The 17,654-nt window shown below is 71.9% G+C and carries 16 protein-coding genes; 10 read left to right on the top strand and 6 right to left on the bottom strand.

All coding sequences use genetic code 11. The features are described from left to right. Window positions 1-58 precede the first annotated feature (58 nt). From SSP08S_RS21765 to SSP08S_RS21755, 3 genes are all read right to left on the bottom strand, one after another. The gene (locus tag SSP08S_RS21765; RefSeq protein WP_019069746.1) at window positions 59-1,033 is read right to left on the bottom strand and encodes an acyl-ACP desaturase; all 975 of its coding nucleotides are present in this window, start codon (window positions 1,031-1,033) and stop codon (window positions 59-61) included. A gap of 214 nt (window positions 1,034-1,247) precedes the next feature. Further along, window positions 1,248-2,024: a dimethylargininase gene (gene ddaH, locus SSP08S_RS21760; protein ID WP_019069745.1), complete on the bottom strand. Its 777-nt coding sequence runs from the start codon at window positions 2,022-2,024 to the stop codon at window positions 1,248-1,250. A gap of 134 nt (window positions 2,025-2,158) precedes the next feature. Further along, window positions 2,159-3,781 carry an ABC-F family ATP-binding cassette domain-containing protein gene (locus SSP08S_RS21755; RefSeq protein ID WP_019069744.1) on the bottom strand — a complete coding sequence of 541 codons (1,623 nt, stop codon included), beginning with the start codon at window positions 3,779-3,781 and terminating at the stop codon, window positions 2,159-2,161. Window positions 3,782-4,120: 339 nt separating this feature from the next. Between SSP08S_RS21755 and SSP08S_RS21750 the strand changes: the two genes are divergently transcribed. Continuing rightward, complete coding sequence (locus SSP08S_RS21750) at window positions 4,121-4,945, top strand: isocitrate lyase/PEP mutase family protein (protein WP_019069743.1); 825 nt, start codon at window positions 4,121-4,123, stop codon at window positions 4,943-4,945. A gap of 10 nt (window positions 4,946-4,955) precedes the next feature. Here SSP08S_RS21750 and ssgD read toward each other — a convergent pair whose 3' ends face one another. Further along, the gene (gene ssgD, locus SSP08S_RS21745) at window positions 4,956-5,372 is read right to left on the bottom strand and encodes a spore wall synthesis regulator SsgD (RefSeq protein ID WP_019069742.1); all 417 of its coding nucleotides are present in this window, start codon (window positions 5,370-5,372) and stop codon (window positions 4,956-4,958) included. Between the two features lie 242 nt (window positions 5,373-5,614). On the opposite strand from ssgD, the gene SSP08S_RS21740 reads away from it, so the two are divergent. From SSP08S_RS21740 to mmpA, 3 genes are all read left to right on the top strand, one after another. Beyond that, window positions 5,615-6,709, top strand: a complete 1,095-nt coding sequence (locus SSP08S_RS21740) for a WD40/YVTN/BNR-like repeat-containing protein (protein ID WP_078532487.1) — start codon at window positions 5,615-5,617, stop codon at window positions 6,707-6,709. 78 nt (window positions 6,710-6,787) lie between these two features. Next, window positions 6,788-7,477, top strand: a complete 690-nt coding sequence (locus tag SSP08S_RS21735) for an endonuclease V (protein WP_026178718.1) — start codon at window positions 6,788-6,790, stop codon at window positions 7,475-7,477. A gap of 86 nt (window positions 7,478-7,563) precedes the next feature. After that, window positions 7,564-7,701, top strand: coding sequence for a morphogenic membrane protein MmpA (gene mmpA / locus SSP08S_RS62400; RefSeq protein ID WP_162473534.1), 138 nt, complete (start codon window positions 7,564-7,566; stop codon window positions 7,699-7,701). A 221-nt stretch (window positions 7,702-7,922) separates the two neighbouring features. Here mmpA and SSP08S_RS21725 read toward each other — a convergent pair whose 3' ends face one another. Further along, window positions 7,923-8,138 carry a hypothetical protein gene (locus SSP08S_RS21725; protein WP_019069738.1) on the bottom strand — a complete coding sequence of 72 codons (216 nt, stop codon included), beginning with the start codon at window positions 8,136-8,138 and terminating at the stop codon, window positions 7,923-7,925. A 146-nt stretch (window positions 8,139-8,284) separates the two neighbouring features. Continuing rightward, window positions 8,285-9,463 carry a saccharopine dehydrogenase family protein gene (locus tag SSP08S_RS21715; RefSeq protein WP_019069736.1) on the bottom strand — a complete coding sequence of 393 codons (1,179 nt, stop codon included), beginning with the start codon at window positions 9,461-9,463 and terminating at the stop codon, window positions 8,285-8,287. A gap of 91 nt (window positions 9,464-9,554) precedes the next feature. Between SSP08S_RS21715 and SSP08S_RS21710 the strand changes: the two genes are divergently transcribed. The 6 genes from SSP08S_RS21710 (at window position 9,555) to SSP08S_RS21685 (ending at window position 17,284) form a co-directional block, all read left to right on the top strand. Further along, complete coding sequence (locus SSP08S_RS21710) at window positions 9,555-9,944, top strand: MmcQ/YjbR family DNA-binding protein (protein WP_019069735.1); 390 nt, start codon at window positions 9,555-9,557, stop codon at window positions 9,942-9,944. Between the two features lie 116 nt (window positions 9,945-10,060). Then, window positions 10,061-11,242 (top strand): CaiB/BaiF CoA transferase family protein, encoded by a 1,182-nt coding sequence (locus SSP08S_RS21705; RefSeq protein ID WP_086021989.1) that lies wholly within the window; start codon window positions 10,061-10,063, stop codon window positions 11,240-11,242. An 11-nt stretch (window positions 11,243-11,253) separates the two neighbouring features. Then, window positions 11,254-12,468: an acetyl-CoA C-acetyltransferase gene (locus SSP08S_RS21700; protein ID WP_019069733.1), complete on the top strand. Its 1,215-nt coding sequence runs from the start codon at window positions 11,254-11,256 to the stop codon at window positions 12,466-12,468. A gap of 80 nt (window positions 12,469-12,548) precedes the next feature. Next, window positions 12,549-14,726 (top strand): 3-hydroxyacyl-CoA dehydrogenase NAD-binding domain-containing protein, encoded by a 2,178-nt coding sequence (locus SSP08S_RS21695; protein ID WP_019069732.1) that lies wholly within the window; start codon window positions 12,549-12,551, stop codon window positions 14,724-14,726. 105 nt (window positions 14,727-14,831) lie between these two features. Beyond that, complete coding sequence (locus SSP08S_RS21690) at window positions 14,832-16,463, top strand: thiamine pyrophosphate-binding protein (RefSeq protein ID WP_019069731.1); 1,632 nt, start codon at window positions 14,832-14,834, stop codon at window positions 16,461-16,463. Between the two features lie 80 nt (window positions 16,464-16,543). Beyond that, a complete protein-coding gene (locus SSP08S_RS21685; RefSeq protein ID WP_019069730.1) occupies window positions 16,544-17,284 on the top strand; it encodes an IclR family transcriptional regulator in 741 nt (246 codons plus the stop codon). Window positions 17,285-17,654: the final 370 nt, after the last annotated feature.

The raw sequence follows: 17,654 nt of genomic DNA, 5'->3' as shown, positions 1-17,654 counted from the left end.
AGCAAGGCGGCCGCCCGCACCGGCAAATAGATCGCCGGGCGGGCCGGGGCCGGTCGGGTCAGGCGCTCGCGCGCGCCGCCATCCGCGCCTTGCGGGTCGCCAGCTTCTCGTCGAACTTGGACGCCTCGGAGTCCAGGCCGCCCATGTAGAGGCCGATCTCCTCCTGGGCGCGCAGGCCCTCGGGGCCGAGACCGTCGATGTCCATGACCTTCAGGAAGCGCAGCACGGGCTGGATGACGTCGTCGTGGTGGATGCGCAGGTTGTAGACCTCGCCGATGGCCATCTGGGCGGCGAAGCGCTCGAAGCCGGGCATGCCGTGACCGGGCATCCGGAAGTTGACGAGGACGTCGCGCACGGCCTGCATGGTGAGGTCGGGGGCGAGCTCGAACGCGGCCTTCAGGAGGTTGCGGTAGAAGACCATGTGGAGGTTCTCGTCGGTCGCGATGCGGGCCAGCATGCGGTCGCAGACCGGGTCGCCCGACTGGTGTCCGGTGTTGCGGTGCGAGACGCGCGTGGCGAGCTCCTGGAAGGCGACGTAGGCCACGGAGTGCAGCATCGAGTGCCGGTTGTCCGACTCGAAGCCCTCGCTCATGTGCTGCATGCGGAACGCTTCGAGCTTGTCCGGGTCGACCGCGCGGGAGGCGAGCAGGTAGTCACGCATGACGATGCCGTGCCGGCCCTCCTCCGCCGTCCAGCGGTGCACCCAGGTGCCCCAGGCGCCGTCGCGGCCGAACAGGGAGGCGATCTCGTGGTGGTAGCTGGGGAGGTTGTCCTCGGTGAGGAGGTTCACCACGAGGGCGATGCGGCCGATCTCGGTGACCTTGGACTGCTCCTTGTCCCAGGCCTCGCCGTCCTCGAAGAAGCCGGGGAAGTTGCGGGCGTCGCTCCAGGGCACGTACTCGTGCGGCATCCAGTCCTTGGTGACCTTGAGGTGCCGGTTGAGCTCCGTCTCGACGACTTCCTCCAACGCGTACAGCAGCTTGGCGTCGGTCCAGACTGCGGGGCTGCCGAGGTGCGGGGAAGTGATCGTCACGGGGACTCCAGGGGGACGTGGTGCAAATCTGAACAAACCGGCGAGCGGTGCCGGGGTCTGTGCAACTTACGGAATCGTAGGCTACGAAACCGTAGGTTACGAGACCGTAGGTTAAGGACGCTGTAAAGATCGCTGTTCAGGCCGCGTCGCCGGGGAATCCCGAACCTCGCCAGGACCGCAGGTCCGGCGCCGAACGGGTGATCCGTTCACCCGGTCAGGCGTACAGATCCCGGAGCCTGACCGAGAGGCACGTCACACAGCCTTCGAGTTTCTCGAACTCGCTGATGTCCACCACGATCGGCTCCAGGCCGAGGTCGGCGAGCAGATCGGCCGTCTTGGGCGCGCTCGCCGCCATCAGCAGCTTGTCGCCGCCGAGCTGCACCACGTGCGCACCGGCCTCCTCGGGCACCGACAGGAAGCGCGGGAACAGCGAGGGCCGGTCCACCTTCGGGATGTGCCCGAGCACGGTGCCGTCGGGCAGCGCGGTGACCGCCGACTTCAGATGCAGCACCTTGCTCACGGGGACGGCGACCACACGCGCCCCGAGCGGCTCGAACACGGCCCGCAGCTGCTGCACACCGGCCGCGTTCGTCCGCCCGCCCCGGCCGACGTAGATCGTGTCGTCGACCTTGAGGACGTCGCCGCCCTCCAGGGTGCCCGGTTCCCAGACCCAGTTCACCGAGCAGCCGAGCCGGGCCACCGCCTCCTCGACCCCGCCGGTCTCCTCGCGCCGGGACTCGGCGCCGGGACGGGTGATCAGCGCCACGTTCTTGTACATGACGACCGTGTCCTCGACGAACACGGAGTCGGGGAAGTCGTCGGCGGGCTCCACCTCGATCGTCTCCCAGCCGTGTGTGCGCAGCGCCTGGACGTACGCCTCCCACTGCTCGAGGGCTTGCTCGACGTCGACCTTCTCCCGCTCGATGTGCGTGACCAGCCCTTCGGCCAGACGCGGGCTGGGGCGGCGGACGAGGGCCTTGTGGCTGGGCACGAGCGGGACTCCGTATCGGCGGGATCGTTTCGGTGCCGGCGACGCGGCACCGGTTGGCCATCATGCGTCACCCGTCCGTGCCGACAAAACCCCTCCCGTGAGGCTGTGCCCCTCCTGAGATGCGCCGCCCCCTCCTACACCAGGTGTTCCACCTCCTCCGGAGTGATCGTCTTCAGCTCCCCGTCCAGCAGCAGCCAGCGGGTGACGCCGACGGACTCCAGGAACGGCAGATCGTGACTGGCCACGATCAGCGCGCCCTCGTACGACTCCAGCGCCGTGGTGAGCTGCCGCACGCTCGCCATGTCGAGGTTGTTCGTCGGCTCGTCCAGCATCAGCAGCTGCGGGGCGGGCTCCGCCAGCATCAGCGCGGCCAGCGCGGCCCGGAAGCGTTCGCCGCCGGACAGCGTCGCCGCCTTCTGGTCGGCGCGGGCACCCCGGAACAGGAAGCGGGCGAGCCGGGCCCGGACCCGGTTGTTGGTGGCGGCCGGCGCGAACCGGGCCACGTTCTCGGCCACGGTCAGGTCGTCGTCGAGGACGTCGAGCCGCTGCGGCAGGAACCGCAGCGGGACATGCGCCGTCGCCTCGCCCGACACCGGCGCCAGCTCCCCGGCGATCGTGCGCAGCAGCGTCGTCTTGCCCGCGCCGTTGCGCCCGATCAGCGCGATCCGCTCCGGCCCGCGCAGATCGAGCCCCCCGGACACCCGCGCGCCGTAGGCGAGTTCGAGGTCCAGGACGGTCAGGACCGTACGGCCCGGCGGTACGGCCGTGTACGGCAGGTCGACGCGGATCTCGTCGTCGTCCCGTACGGCCTCCACCGCCTCGTCGAGCCGTTCCTTCGCCTCGGTGAGCCGCTCCTCGTGCATGATGCGGTGCTTTCCCGCGGACTCCTGCGCCGACCGCCTGCGCGCCTGCATGATGATCTTCGGCTCGCGCTTCTGGTCGTACATCTTCTGCCCGTACCGCCTGCGGTGGGCCAACTTGACCTGGGCGTCGACCAGTTCACGTTTCTGTTTGCGGAAGTCGGACTCGGCGACGCGCACCATCCGTTCGGCTGCCTCCTGTTCGGTGGCGAGGGCCTCCTCGTAGGCGGAGAAGTTGCCGCCGTACCAGGTGATCCCGCCGGAGCGCAGATCGGCGATCTGGTCGACGAGGTCCAGGAGTTCGCGGTCGTGGCTGACCACGATCATCACTCCCGGCCAGGACGCGACGGCCGCGTACAGCCGCTTGCGTGCGTACAGGTCGAGGTTGTTGGTCGGCTCGTCGAGGAGCAGGACGTCCGGCCGGTCGAGCAGCAGCGCGGCCAGCCGCAGCAGGACCGACTCGCCGCCGGACACCTCGCCGATGGTGCGGTCCAAGTCGATGTGTCCCAGGCCGAGTTCGCCGAGTGTGGCCAGGGCGCGCTCCTCTACGTCCCAGTCGTCGCCGAGCGTCTCGAAGTGCTCCTCGGCCGCGTCACCGGCCTCGATGGCGTGCAGGGCGGCCCGGCGCGCGGCGATGTCGAGGGTCTCGTCGACGCGCAGGGCGGTGTCGAGCGTGACGTTCTGCGGGAGGTGGCCGACCTCGCCGGCGACCCGCACGGTGCCGTCGAGCGGGGTGAGTTCGCCCGCGATCAGCTTCAACAGGGTTGATTTCCCTGATCCGTTGACGCCGACGAGCCCGGTTCGGCCGGGGCCGAAGGCGACGTCGAGGTCTTCGAGGACGGGGGTGCCGTCGGACCAGGCGAAGGAGAGGGACGTACAGGTGACGGAAGAACTCATGCGGGCCTCGCGGGTGCTCGATGCGGTCGGGGCAGACGCGTTGCGAGACACCGCGGGGCGGGAGGCTGGTCCCGGAGGGCAGAGAGAAGGCCCTGTTCCGGAGGACGGCTCGGACGCCGAGGTCGAACACGACGGACACACCTCAGGGGTGTGTGACGCGGTGTCTCAGAACCTCAGACGAGCAACGTCCTTCTCCAATCGACGGCAACAGGACCGGGAGAAACGCTACGGAGGGCCGCTGTCGCCTGTCAACGCAATTAAAACGGCGCCTCCCGGCCGACACGTCGATGTCGGATTCCTGCCAGCCGACGGGCGCCGGCGGCTGCTTGAGTGGGCCGTATGACGAACCAGAACATTCTCCGTGACCGGGCGCTGGCCTTCCGCGCGCTGCATGTGCCGGGGCGTCCGCTCGTCCTGCCGAACGCCTGGGACGCCGCCAGCGCCCGCCTCGTCGAGGACGCCGGCGCCGCCGCCGTGGCGACCACCAGCGCGGGCCTCGCCTGGGCCCTGGGCGTCGCGGACGGCGACCGGCTGGACCTGGACCGGTCCATGGCAGCGGTCGCCCGCATCACCTCGACCGTGAACGTGCCGGTGAGCGCCGACATCGAGAGCGGCTTCGCGAAGGACCCGGCGGGCGTCGCCGACACGGTCCGCGCGGTGCTCGCGGCGGGCGCGGTGGGGGTGAACATCGAGGACGCGCTCTACGGCGGTGAGGGCGTCCTGCGTCCGGTCGCGGAGCAGGCCGAGCGGATCGCCGCCGCGCGGGAGGCCGCAGACGCGGAGGGGGTGGCGCTGTTCGTCAACGCGCGCATCGACACGTTTCTGCGGGGCGCCGGGGGAGTGGACGCGACCCTGGAGCGGGCCGCCGCCTTCCGGGCCGCGGGCGCGGACGGGATCTTCGTCCCCGGGGCCGTCGAACCGGGAACGGTCAAGGAACTCGCCGACGGGATCGACGGTCCGCTCAATGTGCTGGTCGGCCCCGGCGCACCGCCGGTCGCCGAACTGGCCGCGCTGGGCGTCGCCCGCGTGAGCGCGGGCTCCAGCGTCGCCCTGGCCGCGTACGCCGTGGTCCGCCGTGCCACGCGGGAGCTGCTGGACACGGGTACCTACGACGCGGTCGTGGGAGGCCTGGGCTACGGCGAGCTGAACTCGCTGCTGGGGTAGGGGTGTCGGCTCAGCAGGCGTCCCGCATCAGCTCGGCGAGGTCGTGGTCCAGGTCGAGCTGGAGGTGTTCGAGACCGGCGGGCACCAGCTCGCCGGTGGCCCGCAGGAAGCGGCGGATCTCGGTCGAGCGGACATGCACGACGGCGGTCCCCTCGGGGGCGTGGAACTCCAGGACGGTGCGGTCGAAGCCGTAGGGCCGCACCCGGACGTCGCCGTGGCCCTCGGCGCCGTGCAGACCGGCCGCCAGGAGTTCACGGGCGAAGGTCCAGCAGACCTCGACGCCCTCCAGGGTGGCCGGCGCCGGGAAGGTCATCCGGACGGCGAAGGGGTCGCGCCGGTCGTAGTGCAGGGTGGCGGGAATGCTCGGCATCCGCGGTGCGGCGGCGACGAGGCGGGCCTCTACTTGCTGCTCGATTGCGATGGACAACGCCTTGCTCCCTTGTGTGACGGCGGTGCGGACTGCGGTGACGGCCGGAAGGACTCCCGAAAGGACTCCGGAACGGACCTCCGGGTGGATGGGTCCGCACTGGAAGAGACGCCGGAACGAGCCAATCCGTGCACATGAATTTCCAGTGACCTCTGTCACCGTCGCCCATATGCGCCCAAGGCGGGCGTGGGCCATCTGGACGGCCTCCTGGGAGTGGGCTAGCTTCGCCCGCCATGAGGCGCATGGGGAACACGCGACGGGTGGGACGTACGTACCGGAGAGCGGCGGCCGGGGTGATGTGCGCGGCGGCACTGGCCGTACTGACCGCCGTACCGGCGCAGGCACGGGACACGGCGCACCGGGCGCCGCACTGGGAGCTCAAGGACAGCGGGGCCGCCGGTGTGCGCTTCCGGGGACTGTCGGCGGTCAGCCGGAACACCGCGTGGGTGGCCGGCACCGCGGGCACCGTGCTGCGCACCACCGACGGCGGGGCCAGCTGGCGGAACGTCTCCCCGCCGGGTACGGCAGACCTCCAGTTCCGGGACGTCGAGGCGTTCGACGCGCGCCGCGCGGTCGTGCTGGCCATCGGCGAGGGCGAGGCGTCCCGCGTCTACCGCACCGACGACGGCGGGACGACCTGGACGGAGTCCTTCCGCAACACCGACGCGAACGCCTTCTACGACTGCATGACCTTCTTCGACAGCCGCCACGGTCTCGCGATGAGCGACCCGGTGGACGGGAAGTTCCGCATTCTGTCGACCGGCGACGGCGGCCGTTCCTGGAAGGTGCTGCCCAACACCGGGATGCCGGCCGCGCTCGACGGCGAGGCGGGCTTCGCGGCCAGCGGCCAGTGCCTGGTGAGCTCCGGGCCCCGGGACGTCTGGCTGGCCACCGGCGGGGGTGCACGCGCGCGTGTCCTGCACTCCGCCGATCGAGGCCTCACCTGGACGGCGACCGACACGCCGATCCCGGCCGGCGACCCCGCACGCGGTGTCTTCGCGCTCGCCTTCCGCGACCGTACGCACGGACTCGCGGTCGGCGGCGACTACAACGCCGACCAGCCGTCACCGCTCGCGGCGGCCGTCACCGGCGACGGCGGCCGCACCTGGGCTCCCGCCACGACCCCGCCGCCCGCCTACCGCTCCGGCGTGACCTGGCTGCCCCACAGCCGCTCCACAGCCCTCGCGGTCGGCCCCACGGGCACGGACGTCACGACCGACGCGGGCCGCACCTGGAAGACCGTCGACACCGGCTCGTACGACACCGTGGACTGCGCGGCCGACCTGGGCTGCTGGGCGGCGGGGGAGAAGGGGCGCGTGGCGCGGCTGGAGGACTGAGGGCCATGGGCGGTGCGGCGAGTGCGGCGTATTTTGTTGGCACCCGCCGCCGAAGATCCCCGTACGCTCGGCACCACCATGACGACCGTACGCATTCCCGCGGGCTGGCCCGCGACCGAGGAGCAGGCCCGCGCCGTCCAGGACGAGTTGCGGGAGCGGGTGGTGACCGACGAACCGGGGCCGCCGCCAAGGGCCGGGCATGTCACGGGAGTCGACGTCGCCTACGACGACGAGCGGGACGTGGTCGTGGCAGCGGCGGTCGTGCTGGACGCGGCGGACCTCACGGTCGTCGCCGAGGCCACGGCCGTCGGCACGGTCTCGTTCCCGTACGTGCCGGGCCTGCTCGCCTTCCGTGAAATCCCCACGGTGCTGGCCGCGTTGGACGCCCTGCCGTGCCCGCCGGGCCTGGTCGTGTGCGACGGCTACGGCCTGGCCCACCCGCGCCGCTTCGGCCTCGCCAGCCACCTCGGCGTCCTCACCGGCCTGCCCACGATCGGCGTCGCGAAGAACCCCTTCACCTTCACCTACGACGACCCGGGCGCCCCGCGCGGCTCCGCGTCCCCGCTCCGTGCGGACGCCGAGGAGGTCGGCCGCGCGCTGCGCACCCGCGAGGGCGTGAAACCGGTCTTCGTCTCCGTCGGACACCGGGTGACCCTCGACAACGCCTGTGCCCACACCCTCGCGTTGACCCCGGAGTACCGCCTCCCGGAGACGACCCGCAGGGCGGACGCGCTGTGCCGGCGGGCACTGCGGGAGGCCACCGCCTGAGTACGTGGGGCGTGGCGCTTCTGAGTACCTGTTCTGAGTACTTGTACGGATGTGGCCGCACCCGGGTGATCGGCAGGCTGTGCCGCATGACAACTCACCGTTCCCCGAAGCCCGTTGCCCACCCGAGCCAGCCGATCGAGCGCGCCGTGACGATCGCGCTCGCCCTGTCCGTGGCGGCGGGCTTCGCCTGGATCGGCGGAATGATCTACACGCTGTGGCCGTGAGCCGGGCGCGCGTGCGGGGGCGGGAAACACACGAGCCCCACACCGCAACAACCGGTGTGGGGCTCGGACTTGAGCGCCGGGCAGGCCTTGCACCTGCATCTCCCCGCAGGAAGCGGGACGTCTTTCCTTGGACCACCAACGCGTAACCAGGCTCCGGGTGTTCCGGCGACCGGCTCGTGATCAACTATAGACCATCCCGAGGGGTACTTCGAACTCCCGGATCAGTGGCGGCAGTTCGAGGCCCGGCGTTCCGCGTCGGCGTGCCACCAGCCCGGCGGGGACGGGCCGACGACCTCGGCGGTGGGCTGGTCCGGATGGAGTCCGAGGCGCCGCAGCGCGTCGGCGCGCACCCGGACGTCGAACCAGCCGTGCCAGTGGCCGTCGGGCCCGATGGCGCAGGCGAGACCCCAGCTCAACTCGTCCTGGGCGAAGGGCATCCAGTCGATGCCGCGCTCACGCAGTCAAGCGCGCGTGGCCGCCCACGGCGAGGGGCGGCCGGGCAGGTTCTCGTAGGCCGCGACGGTGATCCAGTCGGTGTACGGCGTCTCCATGGCGCCCATCGTGACACGCGGAACCGACACACTCACCGGATCGCCGCCACCCGGAACACGATGCCCGCCGCGCGCAGGCGCTCGATGAGGGCGTTGCCCAGCGCGGTCGCCGTCGTCACCTGGCCCGCGGTGGGCGGGAGTTCGTCGAGGGCGAGGGAGAGGGCCGCTTCCGCGAACATCTTCGCCGTCTCGTCGTAGCCGGGGTCGCCGCCCGAGACCTCGGTGAAGACGCGTCGGCCGCCGCCCTCGCCGACGAACTTCACGGAGAACCAGCTCTTGGCGCGCTTCTCCGGGCTCGGTCCGTTGCCGGGCTTGAGGCGGTCGGACAACCAGCGGCGGGCGGGCGGGAGTTGAGCGGCGGTGGCCAGGGCGCCGACGGCCGTGACACCGCCGAGCGCCACGGGCAGGTGCCGTACGGCCGCGTAGTGGCGGTAGCGGAAGTCGGGGCCGTAGCGGTCCAGGGCCTTCGCGGATCGTTGAACGATCTGCGGGTCGATGGTCGGCAGGGGTACCGCCCAGGAGCCGACCTCCCCGGCGAACCGCGGTGCCCCGGAGGGTGCGGTGGCCCGGCGTCCCACCAGCCGCGGTTCGTGGCGCCGCCGGTCCCGCGCGGCGGCCAGCACCTGCCGGCCGCGCCCGAGTTGGGTCAGCGCCGTGGCGAACGTACCGCCGGAGAACATGGCGTCGGCGGTCACGAAACCGTCCACCGTCAGGGGAACCCCCTCCGGCAACTGCTGGACGGTGAAATACGCCCCCAGGTCGTGCGGGATCGAGTCGAAGCCGGCCGCGTGCACCAGCCGTGCGCCGGTCTCACGCGCGCGTGCGTCGTGACGGACGTACGTCAGGTCGACGAACTCCGGCTCACCACTGAGGTCGAGATAGTCGGCGCCGGTGTCCGCGCAGGCGGCGACGAGATCCTCGCCGTAGGTCACATAGGGGCCGACCGTCGTGGCCACCACGCGCGCGTGCTCGGCGAGTTCGCGCAGGGAGGCCGGGTCGGCGACGTCGGCGCGCAGGACGCCCACCGCCGTGCCGCCGGGCAGCCGTTCGCGCAGCCGCTTCAGTTTCAGCTCGTCGCGGCCGGCGATCGCCCAGCGCAGGCCCTGGGGCGCGTGCGCGGCGAGGTACTCCGCGGTGAGCGCGCCGACGAAGCCCGTGGCTCCGAAGAGCACGATGTCGTAGGGACGGTCCGTCCTGTTCAGCCTGCTCATGACACTCCTGGGTCCCGCAGCCCGCGCCGCTGTCGGTGGCTGAGGCTAGCGTGAAGAGCGCGGAGCCCGACGACGAGCCCGGAGGTATCAGGTGGCCGTGCCCAGGAACGCCCTCAAGAAGTGGGCGAAAGTGCGTGAGTTCGCCCTCGGGCTGCCGGGTGCCGTCGAGGAGTTCCCGTGGGGTGAGAGCGTCGCGAAGGTCAACAAGAAGGTGTTCGTCTTCCTGGGCGTCGACGACGGCAGCTACCCGCTCGCGCTCACGGTCAAGCTCAAGGACGAGACCGCCCACACCCACGCGCTCACCGCACCCGGCGCCGAACCCGCAGGCTACGGCCTCGGCAAGGCGGGCTGGGTGCGCATACCGCTCGCCGAGGAGGGCGCCCCGGCCGCCGAGCTGCTGTGCGACTGGGTGGAGGAGAGCTACCGGGCGATCGCCCCGAAGCGCCTGATCGCCGAGCTGGACGCGGACGGCCGTGGCTAGGTGTGGTCGACGGCGGTACTTTGACTAAGCGCTTGCTCGTCAGGGTCTTGTGTCGAGTGGAACGCGTTCCTAACATCATTGGTGTTACATCAGTTGTGTCACAGCTGGGGGGCTGGATGACAGCGGCAACGACGCCCGGGCACGGCCCGCTCTCCGGCGTGCGCGTGGTCGAGCTGGCCGGGATCGGCCCCGGCCCCTTCGCGGCCATGCTCCTCGCCGACCTCGGCGCCGACGTCGTCCGCGTCGACCGGCCCGGCGGCCCCGGACTCGGGGTGCCTCCCGAGCACGACATCACCAACCGCAACAAGCGCTCGGTCCTCGTCGACCTGAAGGCATCCGACGGCCCCGCGCGCGTGCTCGACCTGGTCGAACGCGCCGACATCCTGATCGAGGGCAACCGCCCCGGCGTGACCGAGCGCCTCGGCGTCGGCCCCGAGGCCTGCCGCGCCCGCAACCCCCGGCTCGTCTACGGCCGCATGACCGGCTGGGGCCAGGACGGCCCCCTGGCCGACCGCGCCGGGCACGACATCGCGTACATCGCGCTGACTGGCACCCTCGGCATGATCGGCAGCCCGGAGGAGCCCCCGCCCGCGCCCGCCAACCTGCTCGGCGACTACGCGGGCGGCTCGCTCTACCTCGTCGTCGGCGTCCTCGCCGCGCTGCACCACGCGCGCGTGACCGGCACCGGCCAGGTCGTCGACGCGGCCATCGTCGACGGCACCGCCCACCTCTCCGCGATGATCCACGGCATGCTCTCCGCCGGCCACTGGCAGGACCGGCGCGCCGCCAACCTCCTCGACGGCGGCTGCCCGTACTACGGCACCTACGAGACCGCCGACGGCAGGCACATGGCGGTGGGCGCCCTGGAGCCGCAGTTCTACGACGAGTTCACGCGCCTCCTCGGCCTCGCCGACTTCGCGGACGCCCGCCGGGACTGGGCGCGCTGGGGCGAGCTGCGCGAGGCGGTCGCGGCCCGCTTCCGCAGTCGTACGCGAGACGAGTGGACCGTCGTCTTCGAGGGCACGGACGCGTGCGTGGCGCCCGTGCTGTCGCTCCGCGAGGCCCCGAAGCACCCGCACCTCGCCGCGCGCGGGACCTTCACCGAACACGGCGGGATCACCCAGCCCGCCCCCGCACCCCGGTTCTCCGGAACCCCCACCTCGGTGCGCGGCGGGCCCGCCCTGCCGGGCGCCGACACCTCGGACGTGGCCCGTGACTGGGACGTCCCCCGGCTTGCCGACGTCGTTGAGGACGCTGATCGGGGAACACCTCGACACGTCCTCGAAAACCCTCAGTGAAAGGCTTGGCAGTGAGCACCGAAGCGTATGTCTACGACGCGATCCGCACCCCGCGCGGGCGCGGCAAGGCGAACGGATCCCTGCACGGCACGAAGCCCATCGACCTGGTCGTCGGACTCATCCACGAGATCCGCGACCGTTTCCCGGACCTGGACCCGGCCGCGATCGACGACATCGTGCTCGGCGTCGTCGGACCGGTCGGCGACCAGGGCTCCGACATCGCCCGGATCGCCGCCGTGGCCGCCGGACTCCCGGACACGGTGGCCGGCGTACAGGAGAACCGCTTCTGTGCCTCGGGTCTGGAGGCCGTCAACATGGCCGCCGCCAAGGTGCGTTCGGGCTGGGAGGACCTCGTCCTCGCCGGTGGCGTCGAGTCGATGTCCCGGGTGCCGATGGCCTCGGACGGCGGCGCCTGGTTCAACGACCCGATGACGAACCTCGCCGTCAACTTCGTGCCCCAGGGCATCGGCGCCGACCTGATCGCCACGATCGAGGGATTCTCGCGGCGTGACGTGGACGAGTACGCGGCCCTCTCGCAGGAACGCGCGGCCACGGCCTGGAAGGAGGGCCGCTTCGAGCGGTCCGTGGTGCCGGTGAAGGACCGCAGCGGCCTGATCGTCCTCGACCACGACGAGCACCTGCGCCCCGGCACCACCGCCGACTCCCTCGCCCGGCTCAAGCCGTCCTTCGCGGACATCGGCGAACTCGGCGGCTTCGACGCCGTGGCCCTGCAGAAGTACCACTGGGTGGAGAAGATCGACCACGTCCACCACGCGGGCAACTCCTCGGGCATCGTCGACGGCGCCTCCCTCGTCGCCATCGGCTCCAAGGAGGTCGGCGAGCGCTACGGCCTCACCCCGCGCGCGCGGATCGTCTCCGCCGCAGTCTCCGGCTCCGAGCCGACCATCATGCTCACCGGGCCCGCCCCGGCCACCCGCAAGGCCCTCGCCAAGGCCGGCCTGACCATCGACGACATCGACCTCGTCGAGATCAACGAGGCCTTCGCGGCGGTCGTCCTGCGCTTCGTGCGGGACATGGGCCTGTCCCTGGACAAGGTCAACGTCAACGGCGGCGCCATCGCGCTCGGCCACCCGCTCGGCGCCACCGGCGCGATCATCCTCGGCACGCTCGTCGACGAACTGGAGCGCCAGGACAAGCGCTACGGCCTCGCCACGCTGTGCGTCGGCGGCGGCATGGGCATCGCCACGATCGTCGAGCGCATCTGAACTCCCCAGCGGCCGACAGGGAATTCTGCGGCCACCCGAGGCTTCCGCGGCGACCAGAGACTTCTACGGAGAACCCCCTCATGACCGAGAGCACCACCATCCGCTGGGAACAGGACGACACCGGCGTCGTCACCCTCGTCCTCGACGACCCCGACCAGTCCGCGAACACCATGAACGCGGCCTTCCGCGACTCCCTCGCCGCGGTCACCGACCGCCTCGAAGCCGAGCAGGAGTCCATCCGGGGCATCATCTTCACCTCCGCCAAGAAGACCTTCTTCGCGGGCGGCGACCTGCGCGACCTGATCCGCGTCACCCCGGACACCGCGCAGGAACTGCTCGACGGCGGCCTCGCCATCAAGCGGAACCTGCGCCGCATCGAGACCCTCGGCAAGCCGGTCGTCGCCGCGCTCAACGGCGCGGCCCTGGGCGGCGGTTACGAACTCGCCCTCGCCTGCCACCACCGCATCGCCCTGGACGCGCCCGGCTCGAAGATCGGCTGCCCGGAGGTCACCCTCGGCCTGCTCCCCGGAGGCGGCGGAGTCGTCCGCACGGTACGCCTGCTGGGCATCACCGACGCCCTGCTGAAGGTCCTCCTCCAGGGCACCCAGTACAGCCCGCGGCGCGCCCTCGACAACGGCCTCGTCCACGAAGTGGCTGCCACCCCGGACGAGTTGATCGCCAAGGCCCGCGCCTTCATCGACGCCAACCCCGAGTCGGCCCAGCCCTGGGACAAGCCCGGCTACCGCATCCCGGGCGGCACCCCGGCCAACCCCAAGTTCGCGGCCAACCTGCCCGCCTTCCCCGCCAGCCTGCGCAAGCAGACCAACGGCGCCCCCTACCCGGCCCCGCGCAACATCCTCGCCGCCGCCGTCGAGGGCGCCCAGGTCGACTTCGAGACCGCCCAGCTCATCGAGGCCCGCTACTTCGTCGAGCTGGCCGCCGGGCAGACCTCGAAGAACATGATCCAGGCGTTCTTCTTCGACCTCCAGGCCGTCAACTCCGGGGCCAACCGCCCCAAGGGCATCGAGTCCCGCCCGGTCCGCAAGGTCGCCGTCCTCGGCGCCGGGATGATGGGCGCCGGCATCGCCTACTCGTGCGCCCGCGCGGGCATCGACGTCGTCCTGAAGGACGTCACTCCGGAGGCGGCGGCAAAGGGCAAGGCGTACTCCGAGAAGCTGTGCGCCAAGGCCGTCTCCCGCGGTCGTACGACCCAGGAGAAGGCCGACGCGCTGCTCGCCCGCATCACCGCCACCGCCGATCCACAGCAACTCGCTGGCTGCGACGCGGTGATCGAGGCCGTTTTCGAGGACACCTCCCTCAAGCACAAGGTGTTCCAGGAGATCCAGCACATCGTCGAGCCCGACGCGCTGCTCTGCTCCAACACCTCCACCCTCCCCATCACCGTCCTCGCCGAAGGCGTCGAGCGCCAGGCCGACTTCATCGGGCTGCACTTCTTCTCGCCCGTCGACAAGATGCCCCTCGTCGAGATCATCAAGGGCGAGCGCACCGGCGACGAGGCCCTCGCGCGCGCCTTCGACCTGGTCCGGCAGATCAAGAAGACACCGATCGTCGTCAACGACTCGCGCGGCTTCTTCACCTCACGGGTGATCGGCCAGTTCATCAACGAGGGCGTCGCGATGGTCGGCGAGGGCATCGAGCCCGCGTCGATCGAACAGGCCGCCGCGCAGGCGGGCTACCCGGCCAAGGTCCTTTCCCTCATGGACGAGTTGACGCTCACCCTCCCGCGCAAGATCCGCAACGAGTCCAAGAGGGCCGTGGAGGAAGCGGGCGGCACCTGGCCGGGACACCCCGCCGAGGCCGTCATCGACCGCATGGTCGACGAGTTCGGGCGCACCGGGCGCAGCGGCGGCGCGGGCTTCTACGACTACGGCGACGACGGCAAGCGCGCCGGCCTGTGGCCGGGCCTGCGCGAGCACTTCACCCGCGAGGGCGCCGAGATCCCCTTCGAGGACATGCAGGAACGCATGCTGTTCTCGGAGGCGCTCGACACGGTCAAGCTCCTGGAGGAGGGCGTCCTGACGTCCGTCGCGGACGCCAACATCGGGTCCATCTTCGGGATCGGCTTCCCGGGTTGGACCGGTGGGGTGCTCCAGTACATCAACGGCTACGAGGGCGGCCTGCCCGGCTTCGTGGCACGCGCGCGTGCGCTCGCCGAGCGCTACGGGGAGCGGTTCACGCCGCCCGCGCTGCTCGTGGAGAAGGCCGAGAAGGGCGAGCGGTTCACCGACGCGCGCTGACGTGTCGACGTATCGCTGAGCGACACGCTGCCCTTGCCTCGCGGGGACGGGACCCCGACGCTGACCGGCGAACCGGTCAGCGGTCCCGTCCCCCGAGGAGCCCCCATGGGTCACCGTCCCGCCCTCGCCCTCCTCGACATCCTGCGCGGCGAGGGCGTGGACCGGATCTTCGGCAACCCGGGCACCACTGAACTCCCGTTCCTGGCAGCCCTGTCGGAGACCGAAGACGCCCCCGAGTACGTCCTCGGCGTCCACGAGGGCGCCGTCGTCTCCATGGCCGACGGCTACGCGCGCGGCACCGGCCGCCCCGCCTTCGTCAGCCTGCACATCGCCGCCGGACTCGCCAACGGCCTCATCGGCCTGCTCAACGCCCGCCGTTCACGCACCCCGCTCGTGGTCACGGCCGGCCAGCAGGACCGCCGCCACCTCCAGCAGGACCCCATGCTCTCCGGCGACCTCCTCGGCCTCGCCCGCCCTGCGGCGAAGGCGACGTACGACATCCAGCACGCCCGCGACCTGCCCCTCGCCCTGCGCCGCGCCTTCGCGCAGGCCAGGCGGCCGCCCGCCGGACCGGTGTTCCTGTCCCTGCCCATGGACCTGCTGACCGAGGACACCGAGGTCGAGGTACCCGCCCGCACCGCACTGCCCCGGCCGGGACCCGCCGCCGGACTCGACCGGGCCGCCGTGCTGCTCGGTGGCGCCGCCCGTCCCGCGATCGTCGCCGGGGACGGAGTGGGCCGGGAGGACGCGGTGGCCGCGCTGGTCCGCACGGCAGAGGCCTGCGGGGCGACGGTTCACCACCAGCCGATGGCCGACTGCCTCAACTTCCCGGCCACGCACCCCCTTTACGCCGGGATGCTGCCGCCCCGCCACGACGCGATCCGGGCCGCCCTCTCGGCCTACGACGCCGTCCTGATCGTCGGCGCCCACGCCTTCACGCCCCACCACTACAGTCCCGGGCCCGCCCTGCCGCCCGGCATCACCGTCGTCCAACTCGACTCGGACGCCGACGAGATCGGCCGCAACTTCCCAGCAGACGCGGGTCTGGTCGGCGCCCTCGCGCCCTCGCTGCACCGGCTCGCCGAGCTGCTGCGCGAACAGGTCCCCGACCACACCGCGAAGGCCCGCGTCCTGCGCGCCGGCGAACGGCACACCGCCGAACGGGCCCGCGCCGAGTCCGCCGCCCGTGCCGCCTACTCGGCGGCGCCCCTTGTCCCCTGGGCCGCCGCCCACGCCGTCGCACGCGGCCTGCCGCCGGACGCCGTGGTCGTCGAAGAGGCCATCACCGTGGGCCTGTTGCTCCGCCGGCTGCTACGACTCGACCGGCCCGGCAGCTACACCCACACCGTCGGCGGCGGCCTGGGCTGGGGCATCGGCGCCGCCGTCGGCCGCTCGCTCGCCGATCCGGGGCGGCCGGTCGTCTCGGTCCTCGGGGACGGCTGCGCGCTCTTCGGACTCCAGGGACTGTGGAGCGCGGCGCGCCAGCAAGTACCGGTGCTGTTCGTGGTGATGGGCAACGGCAGTTACCGCACCCTCCAGGACACCTACAAGGCGATGGGCGGCAACGGTAGTTGCCCCGGCACCGAACTCGGTGCCCTGGACTTCACGTTGGCCGCGCGTTTCTTCGGGGTCGACGCGATCCGGGCGGAGAGCGCGGACCACCTGCGTGAACTGGTCGCCGGGGTAGCCGATTTGACGCGCCCGATGCTCGTCGACGTACCGCTGCGCACCTCGTAGAGATACCGCTTCGATTGCGGTCGCGACTCACCGTGACCCACACCTTGTCACCCGTGCGCGCATGCGACCACCATCGGTCCATGACGGACGTGCAGTTGCCGAAGTCGGTGCTCGCACGCGGGGTGTTGCTGCTCCGCGCCTGCGGCGACGCCGGCACCGCGCTCTCCCTCGCCGAACTGGCCGTGCGCACCGGCCTGCCCAAACCGACGGCACACCGGCTGATCGGCGAACTGGTCCGGCTCGGCCTGGTCGAGCGCATGGCGGACGGCAGTTATCGCATCGGGCTCGCCCTCTTCGTCCTCGGCCAATCCTCGCCGTCCGTACGGGAGTTGCGGGACGTGGCGCTGCCCTACCTGGGCGATCTGCACGAGGCGACCCACGAGAACGTGCACCTGGCCGTCCCGGACGGCACCGACACCCTCTTCCTGGAGAAGATCACCGGCCGCCGCGCCACCCCGATCGTCTCCCGCACCGGCGGCCGGCTCCCCGCCCACTGCACCGCCACCGGCAAGGTCTTCCTCGCCCAGGACCCCCGCCCGCCGCGCCGCACCCTGCCCCGCCTCACCCCGCGCACCCTGGTCCTCCCCGGCCAGCTCGCCCGCGACCTCGCGCTCACCCGGGCCCGCGGCTACGGCGTCAACCTGGAGGAGGCCGAGATCGGCATCTCGGCGGTCGCGGCCCCCGTCTACGCCGCCGACCGCGGTTCCCGCCCGATCGCCGCGATCTCCGTCACCGGCGGCACCCGCCGCCTGGACGTGGACCGCATCGGGGCCCGGCTGTGCGCGGCGGCCCGGGCGATCACGCGGAGCCTGTCGGTCTGACGGGGCGGAGGCTCCGGGTGCCGGCAGCGGGCGAGTTCGCGGACGCGCACGGCACTGGTCGGGCTTCGTGTCGGGTCGAGCGTTGTCGGCGCGCGGCGGCAGCGGGCGAGCGCACGGTCGGTCACGGCACGGATCGGGCTCCGCGTCAGGGGTCGGATGCCGAGCGGCGCCGGGTGACTTCGCGGCCGCCCACAGAACGGAACGCGCTCCGCTCCCGGCCGGGCGCCGTCAGCCCGCCGACACCAGCTCGCGCCTCTGGAGCCTCGGCCGATGCGCCAACTCCGGCCACCGAACCCGCGTCGCCGTCAACTGCCTCGGCCCCTGCGAGTGGGGGCCTGCCACTGAACCTGCGTTGCCGTCAGCTCGTCTC

The sequence above is a fragment of the Streptomyces hokutonensis genome, from assembly GCF_000376565.1.
GTDB lineage: Bacteria > Actinomycetota > Actinomycetes > Streptomycetales > Streptomycetaceae > Streptomyces > Streptomyces hokutonensis.
This window is presented reverse-complemented; position numbering and strand designations above follow the sequence as displayed.

Excerpts from the sequence above, each read along its gene's own strand:
- SSP08S_RS21755 (WP_019069744.1), bottom strand. The coding sequence starts at position 3,781 with ATGAGTTCTTCCGTCACCTGTACGTCCCTCTCCTTCGCCTGGTCCGAC.
- SSP08S_RS21750 (WP_019069743.1), top strand. The coding sequence starts at position 4,121 with ATGACGAACCAGAACATTCTCCGTGACCGGGCGCTGGCCTTCCGCGCG.
- SSP08S_RS21740 (WP_078532487.1), top strand. The coding sequence starts at position 5,615 with ATGGGGAACACGCGACGGGTGGGACGTACGTACCGGAGAGCGGCGGCC.
- SSP08S_RS21735 (WP_026178718.1), top strand. The coding sequence starts at position 6,788 with ATGACGACCGTACGCATTCCCGCGGGCTGGCCCGCGACCGAGGAGCAG.
- mmpA (WP_162473534.1), top strand. The coding sequence starts at position 7,564 with ATGACAACTCACCGTTCCCCGAAGCCCGTTGCCCACCCGAGCCAGCCG.
- SSP08S_RS21725 (WP_019069738.1), bottom strand. The coding sequence starts at position 8,138 with ATGCCCTTCGCCCAGGACGAGTTGAGCTGGGGTCTCGCCTGCGCCATC.
- SSP08S_RS21715 (WP_019069736.1), bottom strand. The coding sequence starts at position 9,463 with ATGAGCAGGCTGAACAGGACGGACCGTCCCTACGACATCGTGCTCTTC.
- SSP08S_RS21705 (WP_086021989.1), top strand. The coding sequence starts at position 10,061 with ATGACAGCGGCAACGACGCCCGGGCACGGCCCGCTCTCCGGCGTGCGC.
- SSP08S_RS21695 (WP_019069732.1), top strand. The coding sequence starts at position 12,549 with ATGACCGAGAGCACCACCATCCGCTGGGAACAGGACGACACCGGCGTC.
- SSP08S_RS21690 (WP_019069731.1), top strand. The coding sequence starts at position 14,832 with ATGGGTCACCGTCCCGCCCTCGCCCTCCTCGACATCCTGCGCGGCGAG.
- SSP08S_RS21685 (WP_019069730.1), top strand. The coding sequence starts at position 16,544 with ATGACGGACGTGCAGTTGCCGAAGTCGGTGCTCGCACGCGGGGTGTTG.